General features: G+C 52.0%; 25 protein-coding genes and 1 tRNA gene. 7 read left to right on the top strand and 19 right to left on the bottom strand.

Annotated features, from left to right (window positions below; all coding sequences use genetic code 11):
- Window positions 1-2: 2 nt before the first annotated feature.
- Together aroC and prmB are read right to left on the bottom strand one after the other, a co-directional pair.
- On the bottom strand, window positions 3-1,088 hold the full coding sequence (gene aroC / locus IM295_RS05375) for a chorismate synthase (protein ID WP_028013970.1): 1,086 nt from the start codon (window positions 1,086-1,088) through the stop codon (window positions 3-5).
- Window positions 1,089-1,148: 60 nt separating this feature from the next.
- Complete coding sequence (gene prmB / locus IM295_RS05370) at window positions 1,149-2,081, bottom strand: 50S ribosomal protein L3 N(5)-glutamine methyltransferase (protein ID WP_193066364.1); 933 nt, start codon at window positions 2,079-2,081, stop codon at window positions 1,149-1,151.
- Between the two features lie 145 nt (window positions 2,082-2,226).
- Between prmB and smrB the strand changes: the two genes are divergently transcribed.
- On the top strand, window positions 2,227-2,778 hold the full coding sequence (smrB, locus tag IM295_RS05365; protein WP_008502613.1) for an endonuclease SmrB: 552 nt from the start codon (window positions 2,227-2,229) through the stop codon (window positions 2,776-2,778).
- A gap of 47 nt (window positions 2,779-2,825) precedes the next feature.
- Here smrB and sixA read toward each other — a convergent pair whose 3' ends face one another.
- From sixA to IM295_RS05345, 4 genes are all read right to left on the bottom strand, one after another.
- Window positions 2,826-3,311, bottom strand: coding sequence for a phosphohistidine phosphatase SixA (gene sixA, locus IM295_RS05360; protein ID WP_003861375.1), 486 nt, complete (start codon window positions 3,309-3,311; stop codon window positions 2,826-2,828).
- A 209-nt stretch (window positions 3,312-3,520) separates the two neighbouring features.
- Entirely contained in the window at window positions 3,521-5,668 is a 2,148-nt protein-coding gene (gene fadJ / locus IM295_RS05355; protein WP_193066363.1) for a fatty acid oxidation complex subunit alpha FadJ, read from the bottom strand.
- The gene (gene fadI / locus IM295_RS05350; RefSeq protein WP_041908875.1) at window positions 5,668-6,978 is read right to left on the bottom strand and encodes an acetyl-CoA C-acyltransferase FadI; all 1,311 of its coding nucleotides are present in this window, start codon (window positions 6,976-6,978) and stop codon (window positions 5,668-5,670) included. Before fadI ends, fadJ begins: the two co-directional genes overlap by 1 nt.
- Before the next feature lie 246 nt (window positions 6,979-7,224).
- A complete protein-coding gene (locus tag IM295_RS05345) occupies window positions 7,225-7,509 on the bottom strand; it encodes a YfcZ/YiiS family protein (RefSeq protein ID WP_028013973.1) in 285 nt (94 codons plus the stop codon).
- A gap of 372 nt (window positions 7,510-7,881) precedes the next feature.
- Here IM295_RS05345 and fadL point away from each other — a divergent pair, with 372 nt between their 5' ends.
- On the top strand, window positions 7,882-9,162 hold the full coding sequence (fadL, locus tag IM295_RS05340) for a long-chain fatty acid transporter FadL (protein WP_193066362.1): 1,281 nt from the start codon (window positions 7,882-7,884) through the stop codon (window positions 9,160-9,162).
- Between the two features lie 44 nt (window positions 9,163-9,206).
- Here the strand turns inward: fadL and mlaA are convergent, their stop codons facing one another.
- A complete protein-coding gene (mlaA, locus tag IM295_RS05335; RefSeq protein WP_028013975.1) occupies window positions 9,207-9,959 on the bottom strand; it encodes a phospholipid-binding lipoprotein MlaA in 753 nt (250 codons plus the stop codon).
- 315 nt (window positions 9,960-10,274) lie between these two features.
- Between mlaA and IM295_RS05330 the strand changes: the two genes are divergently transcribed.
- From IM295_RS05330 to IM295_RS05320, 3 genes are all read left to right on the top strand, one after another.
- Complete coding sequence (locus IM295_RS05330; protein WP_041908869.1) at window positions 10,275-11,204, top strand: formate/nitrite transporter family protein; 930 nt, start codon at window positions 10,275-10,277, stop codon at window positions 11,202-11,204.
- A gap of 75 nt (window positions 11,205-11,279) precedes the next feature.
- Window positions 11,280-11,354: transfer RNA gene (locus IM295_RS05325), tRNA-Arg, on the top strand.
- Window positions 11,355-11,517: 163 nt separating this feature from the next.
- The gene (locus IM295_RS05320; protein ID WP_193066361.1) at window positions 11,518-12,687 is read left to right on the top strand and encodes a tyrosine-type recombinase/integrase; all 1,170 of its coding nucleotides are present in this window, start codon (window positions 11,518-11,520) and stop codon (window positions 12,685-12,687) included.
- 6 nt (window positions 12,688-12,693) lie between these two features.
- Here the strand turns inward: IM295_RS05320 and IM295_RS23050 are convergent, their stop codons facing one another.
- Window positions 12,694-13,080 (bottom strand): S24 family peptidase, encoded by a 387-nt coding sequence (locus IM295_RS23050; protein WP_226859430.1) that lies wholly within the window; start codon window positions 13,078-13,080, stop codon window positions 12,694-12,696.
- Window positions 13,081-13,217: 137 nt separating this feature from the next.
- On the opposite strand from IM295_RS23050, the gene IM295_RS05315 reads away from it, so the two are divergent.
- Both IM295_RS05315 and IM295_RS05310 read left to right on the top strand, forming a co-directional pair.
- Window positions 13,218-14,291 carry an acyltransferase gene (locus IM295_RS05315; protein ID WP_193066360.1) on the top strand — a complete coding sequence of 358 codons (1,074 nt, stop codon included), beginning with the start codon at window positions 13,218-13,220 and terminating at the stop codon, window positions 14,289-14,291.
- On the top strand, window positions 14,288-15,403 hold the full coding sequence (locus IM295_RS05310) for an SGNH/GDSL hydrolase family protein (RefSeq protein ID WP_193066359.1): 1,116 nt from the start codon (window positions 14,288-14,290) through the stop codon (window positions 15,401-15,403). The genes IM295_RS05315 and IM295_RS05310 overlap by 4 nt, the downstream gene beginning before the upstream one ends.
- Here the strand turns inward: IM295_RS05310 and IM295_RS05305 are convergent.
- The 11 genes from IM295_RS05305 to IM295_RS05255 form a co-directional block, all read right to left on the bottom strand.
- The gene (locus IM295_RS05305) at window positions 15,400-16,866 is read right to left on the bottom strand and encodes a phage tailspike protein (protein ID WP_193066358.1); all 1,467 of its coding nucleotides are present in this window, start codon (window positions 16,864-16,866) and stop codon (window positions 15,400-15,402) included. The genes IM295_RS05310 and IM295_RS05305 overlap by 4 nt on opposite strands.
- Window positions 16,867-17,019: 153 nt before the next feature.
- Window positions 17,020-19,008, bottom strand: coding sequence for a lytic transglycosylase domain-containing protein (locus IM295_RS05300; RefSeq protein WP_193066357.1), 1,989 nt, complete (start codon window positions 19,006-19,008; stop codon window positions 17,020-17,022).
- Window positions 19,008-20,417, bottom strand: coding sequence for a phage DNA ejection protein (locus tag IM295_RS05295; RefSeq protein ID WP_193066356.1), 1,410 nt, complete (start codon window positions 20,415-20,417; stop codon window positions 19,008-19,010). The genes IM295_RS05300 and IM295_RS05295 overlap by 1 nt, the downstream gene beginning before the upstream one ends.
- Window positions 20,418-20,425: 8 nt before the next feature.
- Window positions 20,426-21,097, bottom strand: coding sequence for a DNA transfer protein (locus tag IM295_RS05290; protein ID WP_193066355.1), 672 nt, complete (start codon window positions 21,095-21,097; stop codon window positions 20,426-20,428).
- Window positions 21,072-21,551 carry a DUF2824 family protein gene (locus IM295_RS05285; RefSeq protein ID WP_193066354.1) on the bottom strand — a complete coding sequence of 160 codons (480 nt, stop codon included), beginning with the start codon at window positions 21,549-21,551 and terminating at the stop codon, window positions 21,072-21,074. Before IM295_RS05285 ends, IM295_RS05290 begins: the two co-directional genes overlap by 26 nt.
- Window positions 21,551-22,240, bottom strand: coding sequence for a phage tail protein (locus tag IM295_RS05280; protein WP_193066353.1), 690 nt, complete (start codon window positions 22,238-22,240; stop codon window positions 21,551-21,553). Before IM295_RS05280 ends, IM295_RS05285 begins: the two co-directional genes overlap by 1 nt.
- Entirely contained in the window at window positions 22,240-23,661 is a 1,422-nt protein-coding gene (locus tag IM295_RS05275; RefSeq protein ID WP_193066352.1) for a packaged DNA stabilization protein, read from the bottom strand. The genes IM295_RS05280 and IM295_RS05275 overlap by 1 nt, the downstream gene beginning before the upstream one ends.
- A gap of 8 nt (window positions 23,662-23,669) precedes the next feature.
- Window positions 23,670-24,152 (bottom strand): packaged DNA stabilization gp4 family protein, encoded by a 483-nt coding sequence (locus IM295_RS05270; protein WP_193066351.1) that lies wholly within the window; start codon window positions 24,150-24,152, stop codon window positions 23,670-23,672.
- Entirely contained in the window at window positions 24,127-24,312 is a 186-nt protein-coding gene (locus IM295_RS05265) for a hypothetical protein (RefSeq protein ID WP_193066350.1), read from the bottom strand. Before IM295_RS05265 ends, IM295_RS05270 begins: the two co-directional genes overlap by 26 nt.
- Window positions 24,313-24,352: 40 nt before the next feature.
- Complete coding sequence (locus IM295_RS05260; protein WP_193066349.1) at window positions 24,353-25,627, bottom strand: P22 phage major capsid protein family protein; 1,275 nt, start codon at window positions 25,625-25,627, stop codon at window positions 24,353-24,355.
- A 13-nt stretch (window positions 25,628-25,640) separates the two neighbouring features.
- Complete coding sequence (locus IM295_RS05255; protein WP_193066348.1) at window positions 25,641-26,522, bottom strand: phage capsid protein; 882 nt, start codon at window positions 26,520-26,522, stop codon at window positions 25,641-25,643.
- Window positions 26,523-26,524 lie beyond the last annotated feature (2 nt).

Below are 26,524 nucleotides of genomic sequence, written 5' to 3'. Positions count from 1 at the left end.
GTTTACCAGCGTGGAATGGTGGTCGTCACGTCCGCGTTCTGCGCGCGCTGGCGCAGGAAGTGATCCATCAGCACGATCGCCAGCATCGCTTCCGCGATCGGCACCGCGCGGATCCCCACGCACGGATCGTGACGACCTTTGGTGATCATCTCAACTTCTTCGCCTGAGCGGTTAATCGTGTGGCCCGGCACGGTGATGCTTGAGGTCGGCTTCAGCGCGATGTTGGCAATAATCTGCTGTCCACTGCTGATACCGCCGAGAATGCCGCCCGCATGGTTGCTCTGGAAGCCCGCTTTCGTGATTTCGTCGCGGTTCTGGCTGCCGCGAAGCGCCACCACGTCGAAGCCGTCGCCAATCTCGACGCCCTTCACCGCGTTGATGCTCATCAGCGCGTGGGCGATATCGGCGTCGAGACGGTCAAATACCGGCTCGCCCCAGCCAGCCGGGACGCCATCTGCCACCACGGTGACTTTCGCGCCAATGGAGTCGCCCTCTTTTTTCAGGCCGCGCATCAGTTCGTCCAGCGCGTCAAGCTTATCCGCATCGGCGCAGAAGAACGGGTTTTGCTCGACCTGATCCCAGTCCTTGATCGCCAGCGGAATGTCGCCCATCTGGGTCAGACAGCCGCGAATGACGATGCCAAATTTCTGCTGCAAATACTTTTTAGCAATCGCGCCAGCGGCCACGCGCATCGCGGTTTCACGCGCGGAAGAGCGTCCGCCGCCGCGATAGTCGCGAAAGCCGTACTTTTGCTCGTAGGTGTAGTCGGCATGGCCCGGGCGGAACACGTCCTTGATAGCACCGTAGTCCTGAGAGCGCTGATCGGTGTTTTCAATCAGCAGACCAATGCTGGTGCCGGTGGTGCGGCCTTCAAAAACGCCGGAGAGAATTTTGACCTGGTCCGGCTCGCGACGCTGCGTGGTGTAGCGAGAGGTGCCCGGACGACGGCGGTCAAGGTCGTGCTGTAAATCTGCTTCGGTCAGTTCGATGCCTGGCGGTACGCCATCAACGATACAGCCCAGCGCCAGCCCGTGCGACTCGCCAAAGGTGGTCACGCGGAATAACTGTCCAATACTGTTTCCTGCCATCACGGCTCCGATGTTGTTGTTTGTGTTTGAGCGTTGTGAAACGGGCCGAAGCCCGCTGGATTAATCTTTATAGATGCTGAAGTGTTCGCGCGCGTCGAGCAACTGCGCTTTGGTCAGCATAAAGACGCCGTCACCGCCGTTGTCGAACTCAAGCCAGGTGAACGGCACATCCGGGTACTGCTTTATCAGATGTACCATGCTGTTGCCCACTTCACAAATCAGAACGCCGTCATCGGTCAGGTAATCCGGCGCGCAGGCCAGAATGCGGCGGGTCAGCTTCAGGCCGTCAGAGCCTGACGCCAGGCCCAGCTCCGGCTCGTGACGATATTCGTTTGGCAGATCGGACATGTCTTCTGCATCGACGTACGGCGGGTTAGTGACGATCAGATCGTATTGCAGCGTCGGCAGGTCGCGGAACAGGTCAGAGCGGATTGGCGTGACGTGATGGATCAGGCCGTGCTCTTCGATGTTGTGTTCGGTCACGGCCAGCGCGTCGGTGGAGATATCGACGGCGTCCACTTCCGCTTCAGGGAAAGCGTAGGCGCAGGCAATGGCGATGCAGCCGCTGCCGGTGCACATATCGAGAATGTGCTGCGGCTGATGGTTAATCAGGCCTTCAAAGTGGTTGTTGATCAGCTCACCAATCGGCGAGCGCGGTACCAGCACGCGTTCATCGACGTAAAACTCGTGGCCGCAGAACCAGGCTTTGTTGGTCAGGTAAGCCACCGGAATGCGCTCGTTTACGCGACGGATCACGCGCTCAACGATGCGGTGTTTTTCGCTGGAGGTCAGGCGCGCGGTGCGCATGTCTTCCGGAATGTCCAGCGGCAGGTAAAGAGACGGCAGCACCAGCTGAACGGCCTCGTCCCACGGGTTATCGGTACCGTGACCGTACCAGATATTGGCGGCGCTGAAGCGGCTAACCGACCAGCGCAACATGTCCTGTATGGTATGCAGCTCGTTTACTGCTTCATCGACAAATATTTTATCCACTCTTTCCTCCAGGGCATGCTCGCATAATTTTCGGCGGCTAGTTTGCCATGAAGACGGCGATAAATCAGCAATGACGCGTACCGCTTGAGGTTAAAAAATGCGTTTAGTCGGGTACACTATCGGAAATACGAGATGAGAATGACGAATGAAAAAGAAAACATCGCTCAGCGAGGAGGATCAGGCTCTCTTCCGCCAACTGATGACCGGGACGCGTAAAATCGCGCAGGACACGATTGTCCACCGTCCGCAGCGTAAAAAAATCAGCGAAGTTCCGGTCAAACGGCTGCTCCAGGAGCAGGCGGATAACAGCCACTATTTTTCAGATGAATTTCAGCCGCTGCTCAATACGCAGGGGGCGGTGAAGTACGTACGCGAAGACGTCAGCCATTTTGAGCTGAAAAAGTTACGTCGCGGAGATTATTCGCCGGAGCTGTTTCTCGATCTGCACGGTTTGACGCAGATGCAGGCCAAACAGGAGCTGGGGGCATTAATCGCCGCCTGTCGTCGCGAGCATGTTTTTTGCGCCTGCGTGATGCACGGGCACGGTAAGCATATCCTCAAGCAACAGACGCCGCTGTGGCTGGCTCAGCATCCGCACGTGATGGCGTTTCATCAGGCACCCAAAGAGTACGGCGGCGATGCCGCATTGCTGGTGTTGATTGAAGTTGAGGAGTGGCAGCCGCCAGAGTTGCCCTGACAGAAGGGCGGGAAACACGTAGTACCCCCGCCCTGTCACACGTCACGTCAGATGGCTTTTGCCATCTTCAGGTTGCACGGGCTCATTTGCCAGTTGAAGACCCCTTTGCCGGTTTCGTCGAGAGTGACGTTGGCAATGGCGGAGGTGGTGAACATTGGCGGCGTTTCGCCCGGGCACAGCTCAGATACCAGATAGCCGACCAGCGGCAGGTGGGAAATGACCAGTGCGGAAGCGACACCTTCATTGCACAGCGCCTGAAGGTAAGCGCTGACAAGACCGACATCACCGCATGGCGTCAGCTCAGGGAGAACGTCCACGCTGGATGGCAGGTTCATACACTCCCCTACCACGTCCAGCGTCTGTTCTGCACGCAGGAACGGACTCACCAGAACGCGTTCAATGTCCACTTTTTGACCTTTAAGCCACGTCGCCATTTGACGGGATTCGTCACAGCCACAGACGGTTAAAGGACGTACTGAGTCACTGGCGGCATCGAGTGCCGCGTCGCCGTGACGCATAATAAAAACTTGCATATTGCACCGCTTTTGTTAACCAGAATCACCGGCGTTAACTACCCGCGATTAATGCTCTGAGGTAGAAAACCCGATGGCCGGGCATTGTGCCTGATCCATTCGGTGAATGAAACGCTGTTTTTTACCTCAATGGCGTAAGTATAGTCAATCTCTGTTTACAAAATCGCCAGAACAGGTTCATTCACCTCAGGATTTACCCTTCTTTGACTTCATTTTACGAAATCAGTTTCCCTTGCAGGCCAGAATGTCTGGCCCCGCTCCGCCATCTGCAATAATTCGTCACACGGTGTAAACCGCGGACCGTATTGCGAGGCCAGACGTTGCAAAATGACAACCACTTCACCCGCACCGAGCATATCCATGTAACGGAACGGGCCGCCAAGGAACGGCGGGAAACCAATACCAAATACCGCGCCGATGTCGCCATCGCGTGCGCTCTTGATCACCTGTTCACCAAAGCAGCGCGCCGCTTCATTGAGCATCATCATGACGCAACGTTCTGCGCACTGAACGGCAGACAGTCTTCCCTGACCGGTGGCCGAAATAAGCCCATAAACCGAAGGGTCGACCTGTTTCTTGCTTTTACGCCCTTTCGCGCCGTAAAGATAGAAACCGCGTTCATTTTTTCTGCCTTTGCGATCGTCCTTCAAAATTGCAGAAACAATGTTTGCAGGCGGGGTAAAACGATCGCCATAAGCCGCTTCCAGCACAGGTATAATTTTAGTGCCGGTGTCTATTCCCACCTCATCCAAAAGTTGGATTGGACCGACGGGGAAGCCAAACTTTACGAGCGCCTCGTCGACGTGCTCGATTTTCTCCCCTTCCGTCAGCAGCCGCATCGCTTCGTTGATATAGGGTGCCAGAATACGGTTGACGTAGAAGCCAGCCTTGTCCGCGACCACAATCGGGGTTTTACCCTGTTTTTTCGCCAGCTTCACCACGGTGGCGATGGTCTGCGGGCTGGTCGTGGCGTGCGGGATCACCTCCACCAGCGGCATTTTTTCGACCGGACTGAAAAAGTGCAGACCAATGACCTGCTCCGGACGAGCAGCTTTCGCCGCGATATCGCCAATCGGTAAAGACGAGGTGTTTGAGGCAAAAATAGTGTGCGGCGCGCAGTGCTGCTCTACGTCGGCCACCATCTGCTGCTTAAGCGCCAGGTCTTCAAATACGGCTTCAATCACCAGGTCCCGGTGCGCAAAACCGCTGTAATCCGTCGTGCCGGAGATCGTCGCCAGGGTTTTATCACGCTCGCTTGCCTTGATATGGCGGCGTTTGACCTTCCGATCAAGGTTCTGCCAGCTGTACTGCAGCGCGTGGTTGATGCCCTTTGCGCTGATGTCTTTGATGCGCACGGGCAATTTGCCTTTGCTGGCGGTAACAAACGCAATTCCGCCGCCCATGAGCCCACCACCCAGCACGCCAACGGCGCGCAGCGGCGCAGGCTCTGCCTCGCTGCCCGGATCTTTTTTCACCTCAGTACTGGCGAAGAAGATGCTGCGCAGCGCCTGCGACTGCGGCGTCATCGCCAGTTCGCCAAAGGCTTTGGCCTCAGCGGCATAGCCGCTGCTGCTGCCCTGCGACAACCCGGTTTCCATCACTTCCAGAATGCGCTTTGCCGCCGGGTAGTTGCCTTTGGTTTTTTGCTCGGTTTTTTTGCCTACCATGTTGAACAGGAGCGCGCGCCCCAGTGGCCCTGCCAGCACGCGCTCGCGTACGGGGAGAGGACGTTTTGTCTGACGTCCCTTCAGCGCCAGCTCAACGGCAGCGTCCAGTAGAATGGTGTGCGGAACGACGTCGTCAACCAACCCCACTTTCAGTGCCTGACGGGGGCGTAGCTGCTTGCCGGTTAAGATCATCTCCAGGGCGGTGCTAACCCCAACCAGACGCGGCAGACGCTGTGTTCCACCCGATCCCGGCAGCAGGCCTAACTGCACTTCTGGCAACCCTAAAACGGTTTTCGGATCGTCAGTGCAGATACGGCTGTGACAGGCCAGCGCCAGCTCCAGCCCGCCGCCCAGGCAGGCACCGTGGATCGCGGCAATAACCGGAATCGGCAGAGCGTTGATTTCAGCCATCACCTGCTGTCCCTGACGCGCCAGATATTCAGCTTCCTGCGCGCTTTTCGCTCGGGCGATCATGTTGATATCAGCCCCGGCAATAAAGTTATCCGGCTTAGCCGAGATAAAGACCAGACCACGAATCGCTTTATTTTCGCGGATCTGCTTGAGCATGGCGCGAACCTGAGTGCCGAATTCAGCCTTCAGGGTATTCATCTTTTCATCAGGCACATCAATAGTGATAACCGCGACGTTATCGAGGCGAACCGTCAGATTAAATGCAGATGGCATATCCATTATTCAGCCTCCAGAACCATTGCTGCACCAAGGCCGCCCGCCGCGCAGGCGGTGACGAGACCAAACCCGCCGCCGCGGCGACGGAGTTCGTGTAGTGTCTGGGTGATCATTCGCGCGCCCGTGGCCGCAAACGGATGGCCGTAGGCGATCGACCCACCCAGCACGTTGAACTTGCTCTGATCCACTTCGCCGGTGGCATGGGCGCGGCCCAGCACGTCGCGTGCAAAACGCTCGCTTGCCAGCAGCTGCACGTTTGCCAGGGTTTGCGCGGCAAAGGCTTCGTGCATATCAATCAGGGTTAAATCCGCCAGCGTTAGCCCCGCACGATCCAGCGCCAGCGGCGTGGACCACGCCGGACCTAACAGCATGTCCTGCCAGACATCAATGGCGGTAAAGGCATAGCTGCGCAAATAGCCCAGCGGCGTGATGCCCAGCTCTTTTGCACGCGACTCCGTCATCAGGATCACCGCAGCAGCACCATCGGTCAGCGGCGTACTGTTGGCCGCCGTCACGGTGCCGTGCTTGCGGTCAAACGCCGGGCGCAGTTTGGCGTAATCCGCCAGCGTCGAGGTGCCACGAATATTGTTGTCTTCAGTAAGAGGCTCTCGATAGGGAGGCGTGTAGGCGGTCATGACCTCGTCGGTGAGTTTGCCCTCCGACCAGGCTTTCGCTGCCAGCTGATGCGAGCGATGCGCCAGCGCATCCTGCTGCTCGCGGGTGATGCCGTAGGTTTTGGCCATCTGCTCGGCGGTATCGCCCATTCGCAGGCCAGTCGAGTATTCCGCGACGGCAGGTGGCACGGGCATGAGATCGCGCAGGCGTAAACGCGAGAAGAGTTTGAGCTTCGCACCGGTGGTGCGGGCTTTATTAGCATCCACCAGAATGCGGGCCAGCTTTTTACTGACGCCAATCGGCAGTACGGAGGAAGAATCGGCGCCACCTGCGATCCCGGCGCGAATGGTGCCCGCCATCAGACTTTCCGCCACGTTTGCTACCGCCTGGAAGCTGGTCGCGCACGCGCGGCTGACGCTGTAGGCATCGGTATGAACGTTCATGCCGGTACCGAGAACAATCTCCCGCGCAATGTTAGGGGCTTCAGGCATCTGTACCACCTGGCCGAAGACCAGCTGTTCGATGACCTCAGGCGGAATTTCGCTGCGAGCCAGCATCTCCCCCACTACCATTTTCCCCAGATCGACAGCCGGTATACCGTGAAACGCCGTCGCCTGACGTGCAAACGGCGTACGCAGACCGCTGACAATGGCAATGCGGTCACCTTGTCGGGTGATTAGCGGTAATGCCTGACTCATAACCTTCCCCTGTGAAAAATTTTACATGACTATAAAGTGGTCTGACCTGATAACAGTCTTAACCATTTTTTTACATTCAGCCAATCGGGGAAGCTTAAAAATGCGAGGTAAAACACAGAGAAGAAAAAGAAAATGCCCCTGCATGGCAGAGGCAATTGTGCGGTTTGCTGCCGGGTGGTGACGGTGCCTTACCCGGCCTACACGATCGTAGGCCCGTGCAAGCGAAGCGCCACCGGGCAAAAAGGATTAACGCAGACCGAGCTGGAAAATCAGCGTTTCAGCTTCGCAGGCAAACACAAAATCGATATCCAGCTTCACGCCGCCGTCCACTTCCGTGAAGGTAGATTTGATTTCACACGGATCGGACTCCACATCACGCGCGCGCTTGCTCAGCGCGGCCAGCGTTTCTTCAGCTTCGGCGCGGTTGGTGAACACACGGCTGTAAGACGCGGTGCAATCGGTGTTGTCCATGATGGTGCCAACATCCATACAGCAGCAAACCGGGGTTTCATCAGCACTGCATTTACTCATAGCTCAATTTCCTCTGTATTCGCGCAGCGCGCGAGATAAACACGATGCTGATATTTTACGCCCCAGCGCTGGCTCTCTCCAGCCGTTAATGGCGCAAAATCGGATAAGTGACCGATATCACACTAAAAAATGATCTAAAACAAAAACCACCCTTTTGGGTGAGCCGCGATGGTCACAATTTTGCCAACCAGATCTCGTTTCAAGAAACATGTTTGAAAATATTAATAAACAAACTTGCAACATTCAGGCTGGTCGGACCTATACTCTGGCCACTGGTCTGATTTGTCTGTCATACCTCAGACCCTACACTTCGCGCTCCTGTTACGGTATGTAACAATTATTGAATAAAAATAACTCAATGAGGTTATGGTCATGAGCCAGAAAACCCTGTTCAACAAGACTGCGCTGGCAGTCGCAGTGGCAATCGTCTCTACTTCCGCCTGGTCAGCGGGCTTTCAGCTAAACGAATTTTCTTCCTCTGGCCTTGGACGTGCGTATTCAGGGGAAGGTGCAATCGCTGATGATGCTGGTAACGCAAGCCGTAACCCTGCATTAATCATGATGTTCGATCGCCCGACCTTCTCTGCTGGTGCGGTGTATATCGATCCTGATGTCAACATTTCCGGCACGTCACCTTCTGGTGCGAGCCTGAAAGCAGATAACATTGCGCCAACGGCGTGGGTACCTAACCTGCACTTCGTTGCACCAATCAACGAACAATTTGGCTGGGGCGCATCCGTCACGTCTAACTATGGCCTTGCTACCGAGTTCAACAACATCTACCCGGCAGGCGAATACGGCGGTAAAACAGACCTGACAACGCTAAACCTGAACCTGAGCGGTGCTTATCGTCTGAACGACAGCTGGAGCTTCGGTCTGGGCTTTGATGCCGTCTACGCCGATGCAAAAATTGAGCGTTACGCCGGTGAACAAACGGCTCGCCTGCCGAAAAACAGCAACAAAATTGCCAGCCTGAAGGGCGATGAGTGGGGCTATGGCTGGAACGCCGGTATTCTGTACGAGCTGGACAAAAACAACCGCTGGGGCCTGACCTATCGTTCCGAAGTAAAAATTGACTTCGACGGCGATTACAAGAGCGGCATCCTGACGCCGGTCAACAGCCTGGTCCCTGGTGCGGGTACCACTATCCCGTGGGGGACTTCCGGTCAAACTGTCCCTGGCTCACTGTCACTGCATCTGCCAGAAATGTGGGAAGTCTCCGGTTACAACCGCGTAGCGCCACAGTGGGCTATTCACTATAGCCTGGCCTATACCAGCTGGAGCCAGTTCCAGGAGCTGAAAGCGACCGGCACCAACGGTCAAACGCTGTTCTATAAGGACGAGAGCTTCCACGACGCCTATCGCATTGCGTTGGGTACCACCTATTATATGGATGATAACTGGACATTCCGTACCGGTATCGCATTCGATGACAGCCCGGTACCGGCTGATAAGCGCTCCATCTCCATTCCGGATCAGGACCGCTTCTGGGTGAGTGCTGGTGCAACCTACGCGTTCAACGAGAATGCTTCTGTCGATGCGGGCGTATCTTATATGCATGGCCAGAAAGTGACCTTCAAGGAAGGCCCGTACGAATTTACCTCTGAAGGTAAAGCCTGGCTGTTCGGTACTAACTTCAACTACGCGTTCTAATCGCGCAGGGATAAAAAAAGGTGAGCGTTGCTCACCTTTTTTATTTATTCCGAATCAATATCTTTGAGTTCGTTTTCAATAGCCTTCGCGTTTGGATTATCTTCCGGCTTCAGCTTGCCGCCGTTGGCGATAAAGTCATGATTCTGGAAGTACGCTTCACGCACCATAATGTACGGATCGGACGACTGGCGCAGCAGACCGTCTGAATCGAGCAGTTGCGCACGGGTTTCAATCCCTTCCACCGTCCATTTACCCACCGACAGCGGCCAGGTCAGCCACGACAGAACCGGATACAGCGTATCGACCATATCGCCGCCATCATCACGCACGGTGAAGCTGCCATAGAACGGCAGATGGACGTAAGGGCCGTAACCGACACCATAATGCCCCAGCGTACTGCCGAAACGGTGCGGCTGTTCACGCTGCAGTTTCGGGTTTGCCATACCTGCAACATCAATAAAACCACCCATCCCCAGAATGGAGTTCAGGAAGAAGCGGGTAAAGTGCACCATCCCCTGATAAGGATCGCCCTGCAGGAAATAGTTCACCATCACCGCAGGCTCTTCGAGGTTGCTGGTAAAATTGCTTAACCCGTTACGCGCGGGCTGTGGAACGTAATCACGCCATGCTACTGCCACCGGGCGAACCACATACGGGTCCAGCACGTTGTAGTTGAAGCTATACATAGAGCGGTTAAATCCTTCGAGAGGATCGGAGCGTCCCGTTTGCTCCCCGGAGCTGGCGCAGCCCACAAGCATCGTCGCGCCCAGCGCAAGCGCCGACAGCCGAAGTTTCATAAATATCTCCCTGTTCAGTATGGCTATCGTTGATTGCCATCCGTAACGGAGCATCTGGCGCTCCGTCTGAAAACGTGCAAGTGATTGTAACAGCACGTTTACCGATGTCTATGAGTACAGTTACGGGCAGTAATCACCGTGACTCTGATCTCAGCATAGCCTGACTTTTGGAATTCGTTTCGCTGGCAATTTTATAATGTCTTTGAACAAGATGTATCACCTTTGTTGTCATTCCCGCCAATTTAAGAGCATCCCCACAGGCATCCCGATAAAAGCCGCTACGCTTAAAAGAAAGATCAACCTCCAGGAGCAGATATGAAAGAAGTGGGTGAAGACAAAATTGGCGAAAGTAATGAGGAACATGAAATTGAAAGCGAGGAGAAAGCGCGCGGTGAGGAGATAGAGATTGATGAGGATCGCCTCCCCTCCCGCGCGATGGCAATCCACGAACATATACGCCAGGACGGCGAAAAGGAGATGGAGCGCGATGCCATGGCCCTCTTCTGGTCAGCTATCGCGGCTGGACTGTCAATGGGCGCCTCGCTGCTTGCTAAAGGGATATTTCATGTGCAGCTGGAGGGCGTGCCCGGCGGATTTTTACTGGAGAACCTCGGCTACACCTTCGGCTTTATTATCGTCATCATGGCCCGCCAGCAGCTGTTTACGGAGAACACGGTGACCGCCGTACTGCCGGTGATGCAAAACCCCACCCTCGGCAATTTTGGTTTATTGATGAGGCTCTGGAGCGTGGTTCTGCTGGGAAATATCATCGGCACGGGCATCGCGGCCTGGGCATTTGAATATATGCCGATATTTGATGAACCCACCCGGGACGCGTTTGTGAAGATCGGTATGGATGTGATGAAAAACACGCCGGTCGAAATGTTTTCTAATGCCATCATCTCTGGGTGGATTATCGCCACAATGGTGTGGATGTTCCCTTCTGCCGGTAGCGCTAAAATCGTGGTGATCATACTCATGACCTGGCTAATTGCGCTGGCGGATACCACGCATATCGTGGTCGGTACCGTTGAGATACTCTACCTGGTCTTTAATGGCACGCTTCACTGGAGCGATTTTTTCTGGCCGTTCGCCATTCCGACGCTGGCGGGGAATATCTGCGGTGGAACGTTTATCTTCGCGCTGTTAAGCCATGCCCAAATCCGTAACGACATGTCGAATAAACGCAAAGCCGAGCTTAAGGCGCAGGCAGAAAAGGATAAAGCAGCAAAAAAATCAACCTGAATGGTGACTCTTTGAGCAGTCAGGCGGCAACGCGCTTAACGCAAAGTGTAAATAACGCTATACTCGTGCCGCCTCGTCCCCTTAGTTAAATGGATATAACGAGCCCCTCCTAAGGGCTAGTTGCAGGTTCGATTCCTGCAGGGGACACCATCTCTAACAGAACCAACCTCTTCTCTTCAGAACCAAATGCCCATCACACCTTTATAATTAGACATTCATACTCAACCGAAGCGAACCAAAGCGAATTGACTACAGCAAACTTTTGCGGGCATATTGTGGGCATACTGCAAAATGACCACGGATTTATGCCCACATGCTTACGGTAAAGCAAATCGACGCAGCCAAACCAGCGGAAAAATCATATCGCCTCGCAGATGCTGGAGGGCTTTTCCTGTTCGTTCCGCCATCAGGGAAAAAGGTGTGGCGCATGCGTTACCGGTTTGACGGTAAAGAAAAGACGCTGGTCATTGGTCCCTATCCGGAAATCTCTCTCACCGAAGCCAGGGCTAAACAGTCTGAAGCAAAAATGAAATTGCTTACCGGGGTAGACCCGGCCGAGCAGAAGCAGGCATTAAAGAAGAAAGAGAAAGAGGAAGTGGCTGATTCATTCGGCGATATCTTCCGTGAGTGGCACGCGCATAAATCAAAGGTGTGGTCGAAAGGATATTCTGACGAGATGATGAGTATGTTCACTGACGACATTCTGCCGGTCATCGGTCACTTACGCATGGATGATGTTGAGCCAATGACGCTGCTGAAGGTTATCAGGCTATTCGAGGACAGGGGCGCAATGGAACGCGCTGATAAGGCGAGGAGAAGGTGTGGGGAAGTGTTCAGTTATGCGATCATAACTGGCAGGGCTAAATACAATCCTTCCAGAGACCTTGCTGGGGCAATGAAGGGATACAGAAAGCAGAACTACCCTTTCCTTCCTATGCACCGCATACACGAATTCCAGCATGCTTTAAACGCATATGGCGGTTGGATTGTCTCTAAGATAGCGGCGCAGATTCTTCACTATACAGCTATGCGTACTGTGGAATTGCGTTCGCTGGTATGGACGGGAATTGATTACGAAACCAGGTTAATCAGTGTTGACCCTGAAATCATGAAAGGAAGAAAGCTGCATGTCGTTCCTATGTCTGACCAGGTTATAGAATTATTCAAATTCCTGCAACAAATCACTGGTCAGTACGAGCTATGCTTCCCTGGCAGAACTGACAGGAAGAAGCCAATCAGTGAGAACGCTGTCCTTGGCGTGATACGCAGCATTGGCTACGAAGGCCAGACGAGCGGACACGGCATGCGTCATCAGTTCAGCACAGTCCTGAACGAGAAGCACTGGAACAAAGACGCGATAGAGATGCAGCTGGCGCACGTTAGCGGCGGCACGCGCTCTGTATACAATCACGCTGAATATCTCGATACGCGTCGTGAAATGATGCAATACTGGGCGGATTGGTTAGATGAGAAGGTGGCGTAGCGCCACCTACATCACCGGACAATCATCAAACTCACCAGAGCGAGCATCGTTGATGATGTATGTGATCACACCAAATATTGCATCCGGGCTCGTCCCGTCATCGTAAGCCGGTATCTCTTCGCGCCTTCCCGTCTGCAAATCTTCGAGATGAGGCTTTGGGTGAGTGCGGTATCGCTTTATCCTCAGATCACCCTCCATTCTGCAAACCAGCAATGAGCCATCACAAGGCCTCAGCGATGCGTCAACGACGAGTAGCGCCCCATTGATAATGCCTTCACGATAATGCGTTGCACCGGCTCGCATGAAGTACGTAGCCGCTGGTCTCGATATGATGCGCTGGTCAAGCGATATGCGTTGCTCAACATAATCTTGTGCTGGACTCGGGAATCCCATAATTCACCTCCGATAGTTACTGTATATGCATACAGTATTATCGATCGGTGACGCCGATCAAGCCGCTTTTGCAAACAGAATGATCAGATTCCTCTTAGCTGTTAAAATCACTCGCCTTTTAACAGACAAGAAAGTTGATGATGATTGCCAACATCCAGTATCTGCGGTTCCTGGCCGCCTTCCTCGTGATTTATGCTCACGCAAATCTTGCCGTTTATGGCATTACCCCACAGATAACAAACCTTGGTGGTGTTGGTGTTGACATATTTTTCATCATCAGCGGTTTTATCATGCCTTACATCATTTACGGCGGCCTCTATAAGGATGGCATGACGCCAAAATTAACGCCTATTGGGTTCATAAAGCGCCGCATAACTCGCATATGGCCTTTGTACCTTGTCGCAACACTGGTAGTGGTGTTCATGTCATGGCTGGTTGATTCTGGTGCTATATCCCAGCCTACTGCAGATTTCGCATATATCTTCAACGGATCGCGGTTAGACCTCATGTGGATCATCAAAACGATGACGTTCATGAACTTTGATAAGCCGCCAATTCTTGGCATAGGCTGGACTTTGCAGTTTGAATTCCTGTTCTATTTCCTGCTTGCCGGCCTGCTTGCGATTGGCATCAAAAAAGCCAACTCACTCGAGTTTTATTCAGTCTGCGCTCTGGTGGTTTTCGGTGCAGGTAACGCACTGGCTCACGGCGAAAGTAAGGTTCTGGTAACGCTGTCCAGCCAGATGTTTATCGAATTCATCCTCGGCATGTATCTTTACCGCATGTACTCAGCAGGATGCGTCCTGCCGAAGTGGCTGGCGTGGGTGGGTATCGCTTCTTTCTTTCCGCTTTTTGCATTCGCTAACTCGGGTGTTTTCGCTTATAACGATTATTCACGGCTGCTCACATGGGGCATCCCAGCGTTCGTGATTGTCTGGTCGGCTCTGAGCCTTGAGGGAGTCATTCCTCATAACCGTGCCTTTCTGCTGCTCGGTGATTCATCATACAGCCTGTATCTGTCTCATGGTATTTCAGCGCCGGTATTCCTGTTTATCTGGACGCAGTTTGGCCTCGATAAGACTGTTAGCATAGTTCCTTATGTAATCGTCTATTACATCTACTGTCAGGTTATCGCCCTTGCCTGCTATAAGTTTATTGAAAAGCCTGTTAATGGCTGGATAAAGAAAAAAGCATACGGAAAAGCTAAATGAAAAAATTAATTATTGCTTCACTATTGTCTGTGTCATTTTGTGCCGCAGCTGAAATACCAGCTGCACCTGATGACTACACGACGTGCACGGATGTAAAGTGCAGCAACTACATTGTGAATAAGTTTAATATTCACCCTTCTTTCTTTGGTGGGAAATTCGTTTATTCGGATACTATTTACGCATCTGAGGATTTTAAACGCGAAAGACTGCTGTTCAGGCCTACAGGCCCGGTCATGATGTTCAATCAGACTACCGGTGAGCTCTATCATAACGGTACCGATTTCAGGGTATCAGCCGACAAAATAGCAATCCCTGATGGCTCTGCTATCCCGGTAGCTAAATCAGGATTTAAAAAGCCGCTTAAAGAAGATAAAAACTTTAACATCAACGTTACGACTGAATACCAGAAATATCAGATTTCGGCGTCTTACAAGAAGGCAGATCGCCTTTACCTGAAAATGAGCGGCGGGGTTACAGACTTACGTAATTACGTTAAAAGCCTGCAGGAAATGAAGGTGACGTATTACGGGGATAGCATTACTTTCGGTGCGAATGCCAGCGACATATACTCAGAGCCGCATCAACCTCCATACGTTGGTCTGGTATCTGCTTACATGTCTATGGTGAAGGGTGGTAAATATCATTACTACAATCCTTCAGTGCCGGGTTGGACTTCCAATAACGCCTACTACAGCACTGACGGAAGACTCACGAAGCTTAATTCTGATGTTTATATCATTTCATTTGGCATGAACGACTCGAATGATTTGCCGCCGAAAGAGTATTTCTTCAGTATCGATGCTCTGATAAAAAATATCAAAAGCAAAAATAAGCATGCGCGAATCGTACTGCTTTCTTCTACCCTTCCTAATCCTGAATGGGTACTTCCGAAGAAAGAGTATTTCCCGCTATACAGCGAAGAGTTGAAAAAATTATCTCTCAAATATAATCATGTGACATTTGTCGACATAACAAATGTCTGGTCTCAGATGCTTAAGCGAAAAAACATCTATGCGATTACTGGTAATGGTGCAAACCACCCTGCAGATATGGGTCACAGGGTGATCGCAGAGGCATTGCTCACAGCCTTCCTTGGCGATGACTTCTCTTAAACAACAATTTTCAGGAAGTTTGAAGCATCTTTATAGATGGTGCCCGCAGGGGCACCGGATATTTCAGGCAGTGTTTTAACATTTTTCAGAGCCACCATTCCATCAGTAGAAAGCTCAATGCTCGGCGCACCATTGTTCATATTGATTTTCAAGGTTCCTACCGCGCTCCCTCCATTAGTGCTGGTCCATTCAAGAGAGGCTATGTCGAGCCCTGTATCTGAGTTAGATGTTCCCTGAAGCTTTATTTTTGCGCCGCCACTTCCTGTGATTCTGAAAGCGGCGTTAGTGCCGTTGGGCATCGCAACATCCAATGGCTCCTTTGGGTCTAACGTATGAACGCCAACGAACGGCATATCAGTAACACCGCCTCCTGCCGCCTTTGCCGTTATTGCAGGCACGACAGAATTGGCAAAGATTGCCACTGATTTAGCGCTTGAGTTTACAGCCTGGTTGCCGGAGTTAATGCCAGACCCGATGACAATAGCACCGCCGTATGCCTGAGCATAACGACCAACGGCAAACGCACCATCACCCGCTGCTCTCGTTGAATAACCCAGCGCTGTTGCGCCAATTCCATCGCTTGCCACGCCTCCTGGGTCTGTAGTGAAGCCCGCTCTGGCCTGGGTAAAGTACCCTGCTGCAAATGCAGCACGCGAATTCGCCTCTACTTCTTCACAAAGAGCTGCGGACTTGGCACCCAGAGCAATAACATTTTTACCGAACGCAAATGAACAGTACCCTTCAGCGTTTGGTGAGGTAATATCATCAGGATTACCTGTCGCACTGCCAGCACCACCTGCAAGAGATGCCACGCCATACGTAACGCAGTCATGCCCGAATGTTGTGGTGTATACAGCGAATGACGCTCCGTTTCTGTTAAATGACACAGAATAATCGCCAATCATGGCGGGGTCACCCCACGAGTTTCTTGATGGCAGCCCTCGCCAGTAGTTCTTCTCATCATCAAGAGGCTCAAGGTCGGAGCCGCCAACTCGCAGATATCCTTTTATCTTGTCAAATAACCACATCACCCCCTGAGTAAGTGATGAGCCTACAGGTATTCCATAATTTACCTTCTGCCCGATTAACTTCATGCCATCGTCCTGCGCCAGTTCATCACGCAGGGTGTTTGGATTGTATTTCAGTACGTCAGCAAAATAGTGCTGCTGAACACCAACGGCATCGTACACAGCCATGGAATACTCGTCGGACACAACGAACTTTGCGATCTGACCGCTGTAAACAAGATACCCCCCACTATTGATGATCAGTGGCTGGGAAACAGGGATAACTGTTCCTGATTCGGTTTCAACATAAACCTGAATCTGATTTGAAGGTACTGTAGGGTCTGTGTCCTTTGCTCCTATGTATACCGTGCCGTTAGCAATAGCCTTAAATGAACTGGCTAACGTATACGGTGTTACTGGCATACCTACTAAAATATTCTGAATATCGTCAGCCATTCATGTACTCCGGACGTGTAAAAGCAGCGCAAGGGTTAACTTGCGCGACTTTGCGTTATGGGTGGTTATAATCGTTAAAATATTGGAGGATTTATGGAACGTGACTTACTGAACTTTGCCTTCTTAATCTTCGGCCTTGTGGTGGGTAAGCTTTTATTCGCTTAAAGCTTCTGATTTTGCACCCTGAGCGAATGAGTTAACAATGCGCTCAACGTCAGATAACGCTTTCTCGAAGGCTGTAGAACCGCGTGGAGTGTTAGCCAGGCGAAGCATTGCATTACGCGCAGGTTCACTCTCATACATCCGCGCAAGCAAACCATAGCCACCACCGACACCCAATAACGCAGGGTTTGTAACAGTTCCTATTCCCATGATGAATGGAATAGTTTGCTGACCTGTAGGAGTTGTAACGCCTGCCTGGCCTGCTCTCTTTGTTGACTCAAGATAGTTCTTCAGCCCCTTCAGGTACGCAGCATCACGGCCTTTGAACGCAATTCCAGTTTGGTTGGACATCAGGTTAACTTGTCGAAGGAACTGGTCAGGTGAGCCACCTGATTTCTCCATAGCCTTACCGATAATGCCATTACGCATCTGAGCTCGACCAATCTGGCCTACAGAGTTATATAGATTCTGCACCTCAGATTTGTTCTTACTAAAAAGCATGTTGTTGACAACTTCTGGTGTCAGGTCGCCTTTCATCAGAACGTTCTTCAATCGCGTATTCTGTAGCTTGCTGGCCTCATCTGCGTAAACCGCATTGGCTTGCTTATATCTGCGTAGAGTGTCATTCCCTAGGTTCTGGCCGATGGAGCTATCAATGTCACCTGTCATAGCTCGGTACACGCGCTGAATGGCAGCATCAGAGCGATTGGGCATTACAACTCGCTCACCTTTTACATCCTGCCTGAACTGGCTGCGGAGATTGCTTAACTGCTGCAGGTCTACATTCCCTCCTGCAAGCTCATCCCTGTACGCCTGAAGTTTGCTGATAGTGCCTGTATCAGCGACCTTGCCCAGTTTCTGAAGGTTGGCTATCTCGTCGTCAATTTGCTGCAGTGCTCTCGTAGGCTGGATATTTACTCCAGCCATTGAATTTTGTACCTGCTCAAGCCGATTTCCTGCCGCCTGTTTTATTCCAGCCGTTTTTGATTTGAGGCTGCCAATTACGATGGATGGGTCATACTCACCAAAGCGAGATGCATACTCATTCACTAGTTGGCTGCGAGCTTCCTGTTGGCCTGCACGCATTGAGCTAGTTCCGACGAATGGAATGTTCTCAGCAGTAGTCTGCGCCATGCGGCCGACGCGTGAGTTAGGCTGCAGAACGTCAGTTGTATGAAGCGGAACGTCTGCAGAGTTAGCGAATCTAATAGCCTGCTGCGCTTCAGGAGAGATTGCGCCTTTAACACCGCGATATGCAGCTCCTGCTGCGTGACCGAGCTGATTAATTGCACCACCCAATACAACACCAGTGCCAAGGTCTGTAGCCAGTGCAGAGGGGTCATTCTGCTCACTATTCGCAGCCATTGAACCCACGGCGTTTTCTGCCAGTAAGCGTGATGCCCCCTGCGCTACTCTTCCGGCAATAGTTGGAGCCTGTGTTGCTATGCGCTCCGCACCGACAGGCGTTAGGTAAGGAAGCGCTTCAGCGAAGATTTTCCCTTCAGTTGTCTGCGGAGTTAATGCTCCTTGCTGCAGGCCTAAATCCTGGGCAAGACCTTCCGTAGTGACTCGTGGAGCTGGTTGATATGTTCCGTCACCTAAACCAAGCTTATTGCCAGCCCATGCCCCAGCACTAACTACGGCATCAGCCATGGATGCAGGGATGTTTGCCAGGTTGACGCCAGCCTGAAGCAAACCACGACCTGTTTCTGCTGCAGCACTGCCAAGGTCTGACAGGAATCCGCCTTGTTGCTGTGAATCAACCTGCTGCTGTTGAGCTTGCTGCGTATCCTGCGGCTGCTGTTCCTGCTGTGGTGGTGGATATGCAGCATAGAACTGATCGCGAGCATCAGCCCATTTATCTCCAACCTGTGGCGCAACCACTTCATCGAAATATTGCGCCTGTGCCTGTGCTTTTTCTGATGGTGATAATGCCTGATACTGCTTAGAGGCAATAACGTCTTTCCATGCCTTAGCCATTAGTCACCCCATAGTGAAGAGAAGCCGGTGCTTTGCTGTGGTTGCTGTGCTGGTTGAGATTGTTGTGCTAATCGTGAGGTCTGTGACTGCGCACTGCGATTACCAACATCTACGCTGTACTGCTGGTTGTAGTTGTCGGTGTACTGCTGAATATCTCGCAGTGACTGCTGCATTGCTTCCGGGCTTGAGTAGTCTACCTGCGGCATCCCCTGGAAATACATCTTCGCTTCTGCAACGGTGTTGATGCCTGATGCACCCATATCCCTTGCTGCAGCTATGCCCTGATTCTGCATCTTGCCCTGAATGCGCTTAGTGGCATTGAATAACTGTCGTTGTTCGCCGCCACCTAAACGGCTACGCACTTCGGCATCCCATGATGGAGAGCCATTGCCTCCTGTTACGCCAGTCATGAAATCAAGCTTGTCTGTAGGTGCATTAAGGATTGCGTTCAGGTCTTTAGCCATAGCGTAATTCTGCGCACTGGCAGCAGATGTAGCAGGTGCTGCAATAGAGCTTGCTGGTACGCGAACTGTGTTACCTGCGTTGTCTACGCCCTCATAGAATGCATTCTGACCGGCACCGTGAAGTTTTCCAACAATCTGGACAGTGCGCCCGTCTGATAGCTGAACTGTGCGACCATCTGAACCTGCATTTCCAGATGCATTAGCTCGCTGGTTGGCCATATCTTGTCCACGTCGAGCAGTAGCGGCTGAGATGTCCTGGCCGCGTGCGGTGATATCCTGCCCACGGCGCTGTAATGATTCACCGGCCTGATTACTGCGGATGGTTTCGTTGAGTTTATCTCGGTCAAGAGCCTGTCCGACAATCTTGTCCTGAGCGTTAAAGTAATCAACGGGACCAAGTGCAGCCATCCCAAGATGGTCGACAAACTCACCGAATTGCTGCGGATTCTGCTGGTATGTCTGCGCTACTTCACGCGGATCAAGCCCTACTCTCTGCAGGTCTGCAGCGTTATTCTGCAGCCACGCTCCCATAGCTTCTGGCGAGGTAGCGGCGAGACGAGCGGCTGCAGCAAGATTTCCAACGGTGTTGCGCTGGTCTTCATCGACAAACTTCATTCCATTGCGAACTGCGTCAACCTGGTCAGGATATTGCGCAGCTAGTTGGCGCATGGCATTACGGTCACCTGATGCATATGCTTGCCCATATGCTTTCTGGAATTCCTGCTGGCGCTGAGCCTGTGCCTGTTTGTTGTAGATATCCAAAACAGAGCTGGCACCCTGAAGAGCCTGAAGCCCAATATTGTCACGCCCGGAACGTATGTCCTCGTTGTTCTGCCTGATATAGGCAAGAGCAGCATTCGCATCATTAGCCTGAGGCGCGTTAACATTTGCAGAACCAAGACCAGCAAGTAATCCGCCTGCATTACCCTGTTGCCACGTTGCCATCTTTCACCTCAGAACATTGTTGAAGCGCCGCCAATAATGCCGCCTGCTAGCGCACCGATGCCTGTCCCGATCACCGGAACGACACTACCAATTGCCGCACCTGTTGCCGCACCTGTTGCCGCACCAGAAATAAATTGCTGCGTACCTGAAGGCCTGTTTGCACCTGCGGCTGCGGCGTTTGCTTGTTGCTGATAAAGCTGACCCACGTTGTTGGCATAGTTCTGCCCTGCGGTTGCCTGTCCGGTTAGCGCACCAAGACCAATATTTGCCAGGTTCTGATAGTTATTCATCTGCCCTGACAGCCAGCTTTGTCCTAATGTTGGGGCGATAGTTGCTAATTGGTTGCTTGTTGCTGTTGAACCAAGTCCACCTGTTGCCTCTGCCGCAGTGAGGGACTGATATCTAGCCTGGTTAGCCAGGTCTTTGTACTGCTGAGAGTTGTAGTAATCGTTCAGTGCCTGCCCCTGACCTTGCAGTGATGACAGATTTTGCAGCTGAGAAACATACTGCTGTGCAAGTGGAGTGAACGGTGCAAGGTTCTGCATGTTCGTTTGCCACATCTCGCGCTGTAATTCCACACCCTTCTTCGTTGCATCAGCCTGAGCGCCAGCGCCTCCATCACCACCCTTCTGATATACAGCTTTGCTGAGATGCTTATGGGCAATCTGATGAATTTGCATTTACTAGCTCCTCATATTTATTGCGCGGTAATTGATAGAGGGTTACCCCAATAGGCTTTCCATTGCTTATATAAGCGTCATCCATGTGTCCTATTCTGGTTGCACCAAGCAGGACGATGAATGAGCGACCATATTTTGTGGTATCGGGTACCATCGTGATGCTGTTAAGGAATGGGGAATTTTCGAGAAGCCATTTGCAGAATAAGCGATGACCTTGCAGTGCGTATTCACCACGGAATCCAGGAGAATAGATAACGTGGCATTCCACTACGCTATGCCAGAAGTTTCTGACCTCATGCACGCCAGCGAGCAGGACGCCTTCGTAGATGCCGACATAAACTGCATCAGGCTTGATGAAGTATGTGTCTCCGCTATCTACGATGTTTCCTGTGTTTTCTGGGTCGTTAAGGAATTCTGCAAGCTTCACCGGGTTATCGATGAGCTTTATTTGCATTAGTTTATTAATCCGTGACTTCGCATAGCATCTTCAAGTGCTTTCGCTACCTGTCTCACCTCAGTCAGGCCGGTTGCGATGTTAGATACTTCCGCCTGGCTATAGGTTGCGCTTACCGTATAGGTCTGGTCTGCAAAGAACCCTGTCTTTCTTGGGCTTCCTGTAGATGTTGTCCATCCAGTTACGCGGGCTCCAACGACCTTTGTTCCATTGACAGAATATGAAGTGTCTACGTTTAAAGTTGATGCGAGAGATTGAGGTGAAGTGGTTGTCTTTGAAACATAGTCAGCCTGGAGGGATGTTATTGCAGATTCTGCGTTAGTAACCCTGGTCGTCAGGTTGGTCAGGTTCATCTGAATTGTAGATATTTGCCCCTCAGCATTTGTCACTCTTAACGTAAGAGAGGAAATGGCGGAGGAGTTAGCTGTTATCCTTAATTCGTGATCTTGAACTTCAATGGTTAGCTGATTAATGTCTGAAGCTTGCTGAGCAAGGGTGACGTCCTGCTCGCCATTCTTTATGGTTGCCTGATAAGCCAGGTCATTGGCGTTATTAGAGGCGTTTGCGATGTTCTGGATGTTTGAAGACTGACGCATAAGGTAGAGGTAATATGCGTTTGTCAGCCCTTCAGGTAACGCAGAGGAGTCAAGCCTGTTAGGGATGACAGTAACTTTCTGTGGTTCTGCCATTATTCTATCCTCACCTGACAACCGCTTAGCGTTACAGGAGATGAAGTAACGATGCGGATTTTAAAGCCAAGGTTTTTACGAATACGACCTATACGCTTCCAGATCGCTCTCTTGTCATACCTGAACGGCGCGTTCCACTGGATCATCTGCTCTCTTCCATACATGATTCCGTCTGTCGTAGCTGAGATAAACATGCGCTCGGCGATCTGCTCTACCCCGGTACTGGATTCAAGCTCAAAGTCGAATACGCGCGCGTTATCAGCTTTAAAAAGAGGGGTAAAGAGAAGATGCTCCTGGTGCTCTCCATATTGACTGGAAATAGCAGTGTTTAGCTGACCTTTAAATGGTCTTGTTTTGTCGCCGCAGGTGATTCTGTTTCCTTCGTACACAAGGTCAATCGCGCTATACACATCATCATCAAGACCACTTTTCAGAATCGACCATTGCCGCCCTGCAGTGGTTACTGCAGCATCGTAGACAAGAACGCATCTGTTGAGGTGAACGAGCAACAGTTCGTGACCTTCAAACCTGATAACCTCCATAACACCCTGCGCTAGCTCATCACTGGTATGTGACTGAAGAATCTTCTCAACGGTAGAGGTTGCTATCTTCACTGCAGCGCCGGAGTTGATGATGTAGACAGAAGGAGCGCCGGTTGCCGGGTTACTGATAAACGCATGGGTGTCTGCGAATTTTGTTTTGCAGTATGTCCCCGCGATACCCTTCTGAACCATCATCGATGGCTGAGTCTGGTAAAGAGCCACGCCTGGTGCAGATGAGTTTCCGGTCAGGTCGAAATACTCAATGGTCGACGTGCCGAAGCAAACGACATAATCGCGCCAGTTATCGATGCCAATAATTCCATCAGGCTGGCTTTCGGCCCTGTACTCTGCGCTGTATCTGTCAGGCTTTGACTCATCCTCAAGGTCGCTGATGAAGAATGAATCAGTACCTTCTTTCGCCCAGATGTAACGCGATCTGTTCCGACACATGTCGCGCAGATAGCCAAGGTCATACTGAACGTAACCAGAATCAACAGGCCAGTTACTGAGGGCTTTAACTTCTCCGCTATATCTGAACAGGGTATAGGTCCCGTTCGTGCCTACAGCATGACTATTGTAGCTGTATGCCATGCTTACGCGCCCCGTTACCGATAGCTCGGAAACCACTGCGTCACCACGGTATAACTTCCTTCCCATTACGCGATACACAGCGCCCTGATTTGCGTTGTAAATCGCTCCCATTGATGCTCCATCAACATCAGCGGTCTTTACGATTCCCGGGAATGAGCGGAGATAGCCATTGGAATTCAGGACTTCTTTTGGCACTGCCAGCATGTTAACCGGCAGATAATCGATATAGTCGGCGTTCCTGAAGTCCTTGCCGACTCCTTTCATTAACGGCAATTGCTGAATCGGCATTTACTCACCTATGGATTTGGCACATCACCGTCAATAGGTGGCAGGTCGCCAGGGTAATAACGGTCTGATGTGAACACGTCATACTTGTTACCCTGACCAACAGGGAAGTCACCACGACGGCGCATTGATGGAACGACAAGGGTATCTGTCAGGAGTGCGTCATAAGAGCGCTGTGCGTTTGTCAAGACGCTTGATGATGGCTCAAGGTTGTAGTCTGAGAGGATGCGCAGCATTAGCTGATAGCCAACAGCCTGCATATATTTGCGCGGCAGTCCGGAGTCATCGTCCGGCAACGGTTCCTCACCATCCGCCGCGAACAGGTATCCAATCTCACCAGGATTGATCTGCCACTCGTACATCATATTTTCGAGGTCCTGAATGGCATCCTCGACAGACTGAGGTTCTACATCAGTCAGGGTGGCATTTGATGCAATCGCTGGCTTACGTAGTGCAAAGAGTACGATGTCACCCTTTGTTAGAGTCGTCGCCATTATCTGCCGCCTTACGTCCGCGCTTGGTTGCTGGCTTCAGGTCGTCAATGGACGCGACAAAGCCGAGCTTTTCGTAAATCGGGAAGTCTTTCTCTACGATAACGGCCTGAACATGGCCGGCTTCGTTATCAGCGGTAAGGAATACGCTCATGCGCTCCATATCGTCTCCTCAAAAAGAAAGGGGCAGAAGCCCCTTGATGTTATGGGTTGCCGAAGAACTGACCACCCATGTGCGGGTTAAAGCACACGTAGGCTGGCAGCAGGTCGAAACGCATTTTCTGCACGTTGGCATCACCATCTGCGTATTTGTGAACGCGGATAGAGAAGCCTTCGTAGGTAGCGACTGCTGAGTCGATGCTGTTCAGTTTTGGCAGAGGAATAGTGCCGAGACCGCAGAAGAATTTGTTGTAGAACAGATTCGGCTTCATGGTCTGGCTTGCGGTACCAATCACGGTAACGGCATCACCTGCAGTCACAGCGCGGCTGACTGCGTTGTACTGTGGGTTGGTGGTGTCGTAAATAGGTACACCAGAAAGCGTTACAGTCACCAGGCCACCCGCAGTGGAGTTAGCGTCAGCCAGCACGGTTGCGGTGAAGCTGATAGGCGTAGAGCCGTTATACAGCGCCTGCTTACTCTGCTGCTGCAGCCAGTAGGTGTTGGTGAACTTAATCTGATCGCCAGCTTTGAGGAAGCCAGTGATTGATGCAGTTGCGCCAGCCAGAGTTACGGTGAACTGATAGGTATCCTTCACTGCATTGTAGGTAACGGTAGGTGTAGCAGAGACAGTCAGCGTGCCGCCAAATGCGCCCTGAGTACGTGATGCCAGACCGTTAGACATCAGCGCACGGATGCCGCCGAAGTTAGAAGCAATCTGAGCCTGCTCCCACGCAGTGCGCACCAGTTGGTCAGATGCATGCAGACCAGACTGAGCATCAGCCAGGCGCTGTGCAGACCATGGGTCCATTACCGCGTAGTTTTCGCCCTCTTCAACGCCCAGGTCTTTCAGGAAGGATGCAGTTTGCGCAACATCGGACCATTTGTTGATTGGGGTATTTGGACTCCCCAGCGACAGAGCGCCGTTGTTCATCATGAACTTGGCAAGCTCAGTTTCCAGGTCGGTGACGATACGCTGACGCACAGGTGCCAGAATTTCGTCGAGCTGGTTAAGCTTGATAGCCTCTTCCAGTTGGCCGTACTCCACAGCAACGGTGATGTAGTTTCCGACTTTACCAGTAGCTTTGCCTGAAATCAGGTTGTTCTTGGCCTGACCGGAGATATCACCGGTCGCGGTGCGCAGTGAGGCGAACTGATGCGGGCGCTTGAAGCTTACGCTGTCCCCGGTGCTGGAGTTGATTTCACCTGCCAGTAACTGGCGGTCGACGGTTTTAGCAAGAACCAGGTCTGACATGAAGCCAGGCAGGAATTTTTTCAGAACGATTTGACTGACGTTACTGTCGAGATTGTTAGTAGCCATTTAGCAGTTTCCTTTATTCGATTTTTGCGCCGGGGCAGAGTTTGTTGAAGTCGTCTTGTTTCGCATCAGCGCCGCCACCACGAACTTCCGGCTCTGGTTTGATGGCTTTCTTTGGCTTCGGTGCAAGGCTTACCTGCTTGCTAATCTGGCCTAAGAGGAATGCTGCGCGAATTGGGTCTGTCTCAGCGGCTACACGCTGGCGTAGTTGTGGATTCTTACCGAGTGCATAGGCGATCAGCTCTGAACCCTCGTCTGCTGCATGAATAATGATTTCCTGCTGAATTGGCTTAAGCTCACTAAGAACGATGCTTTCCATCTCCTGGTAATCTTTTACCGGGAGCTTGGCTGCACGTTGTTTGTGGGCCTCTACTCGCTGCTGGAAACGCTGCTGATATTCTTGCTGCTGACGTTCTTTCTGCTGCTTCTGCTGTTCGGCATGGCTCTTTTTCTCATGCCAGTCAGTCATTGCCTTCTCAAACGCTGCCTCGTCGTATTCGCACGACTCAAGAGTCGGCTTTGGAGGAATAACGTCTGCTTGCTGCTGTGGTTGCTGCTCTGCTGGCCTGGATTGAATCTGCTCAAGCTGGCGGCGCAGTTCCCGTAACTCTTTATCTTTTTCGCGGTTGTTCTTGCGTAAATCTTTCACCCACTGAGGAGCAGGTTGACCATCAACGTGATCGTCATCCTCTTCCGTCAGTGGGATTTCTTCATCACCGACGCGCAGGGAGTATTCTTCCGGCTGCTCTTCGGCCTGTTCACTCTCGGTATCCGCTTTCGCTTCCGATTCCTGGACTTTCTCCTCAGGTTTTGGTTGCTCAGTGGTTACTTCTTCGGCTGATTCCTGTTTTTCAGACAGGTCAATAACCTGACCGTCGATGATCAGTTCGCTTTCCATTG

The sequence above is a fragment of the Enterobacter cloacae complex sp. P14RS genome, assembly GCF_014895895.1.
Taxonomy (GTDB): Bacteria; Pseudomonadota; Gammaproteobacteria; order Enterobacterales; family Enterobacteriaceae; genus Enterobacter; species Enterobacter bugandensis.
This window is presented reverse-complemented; position numbering and strand designations above follow the sequence as displayed.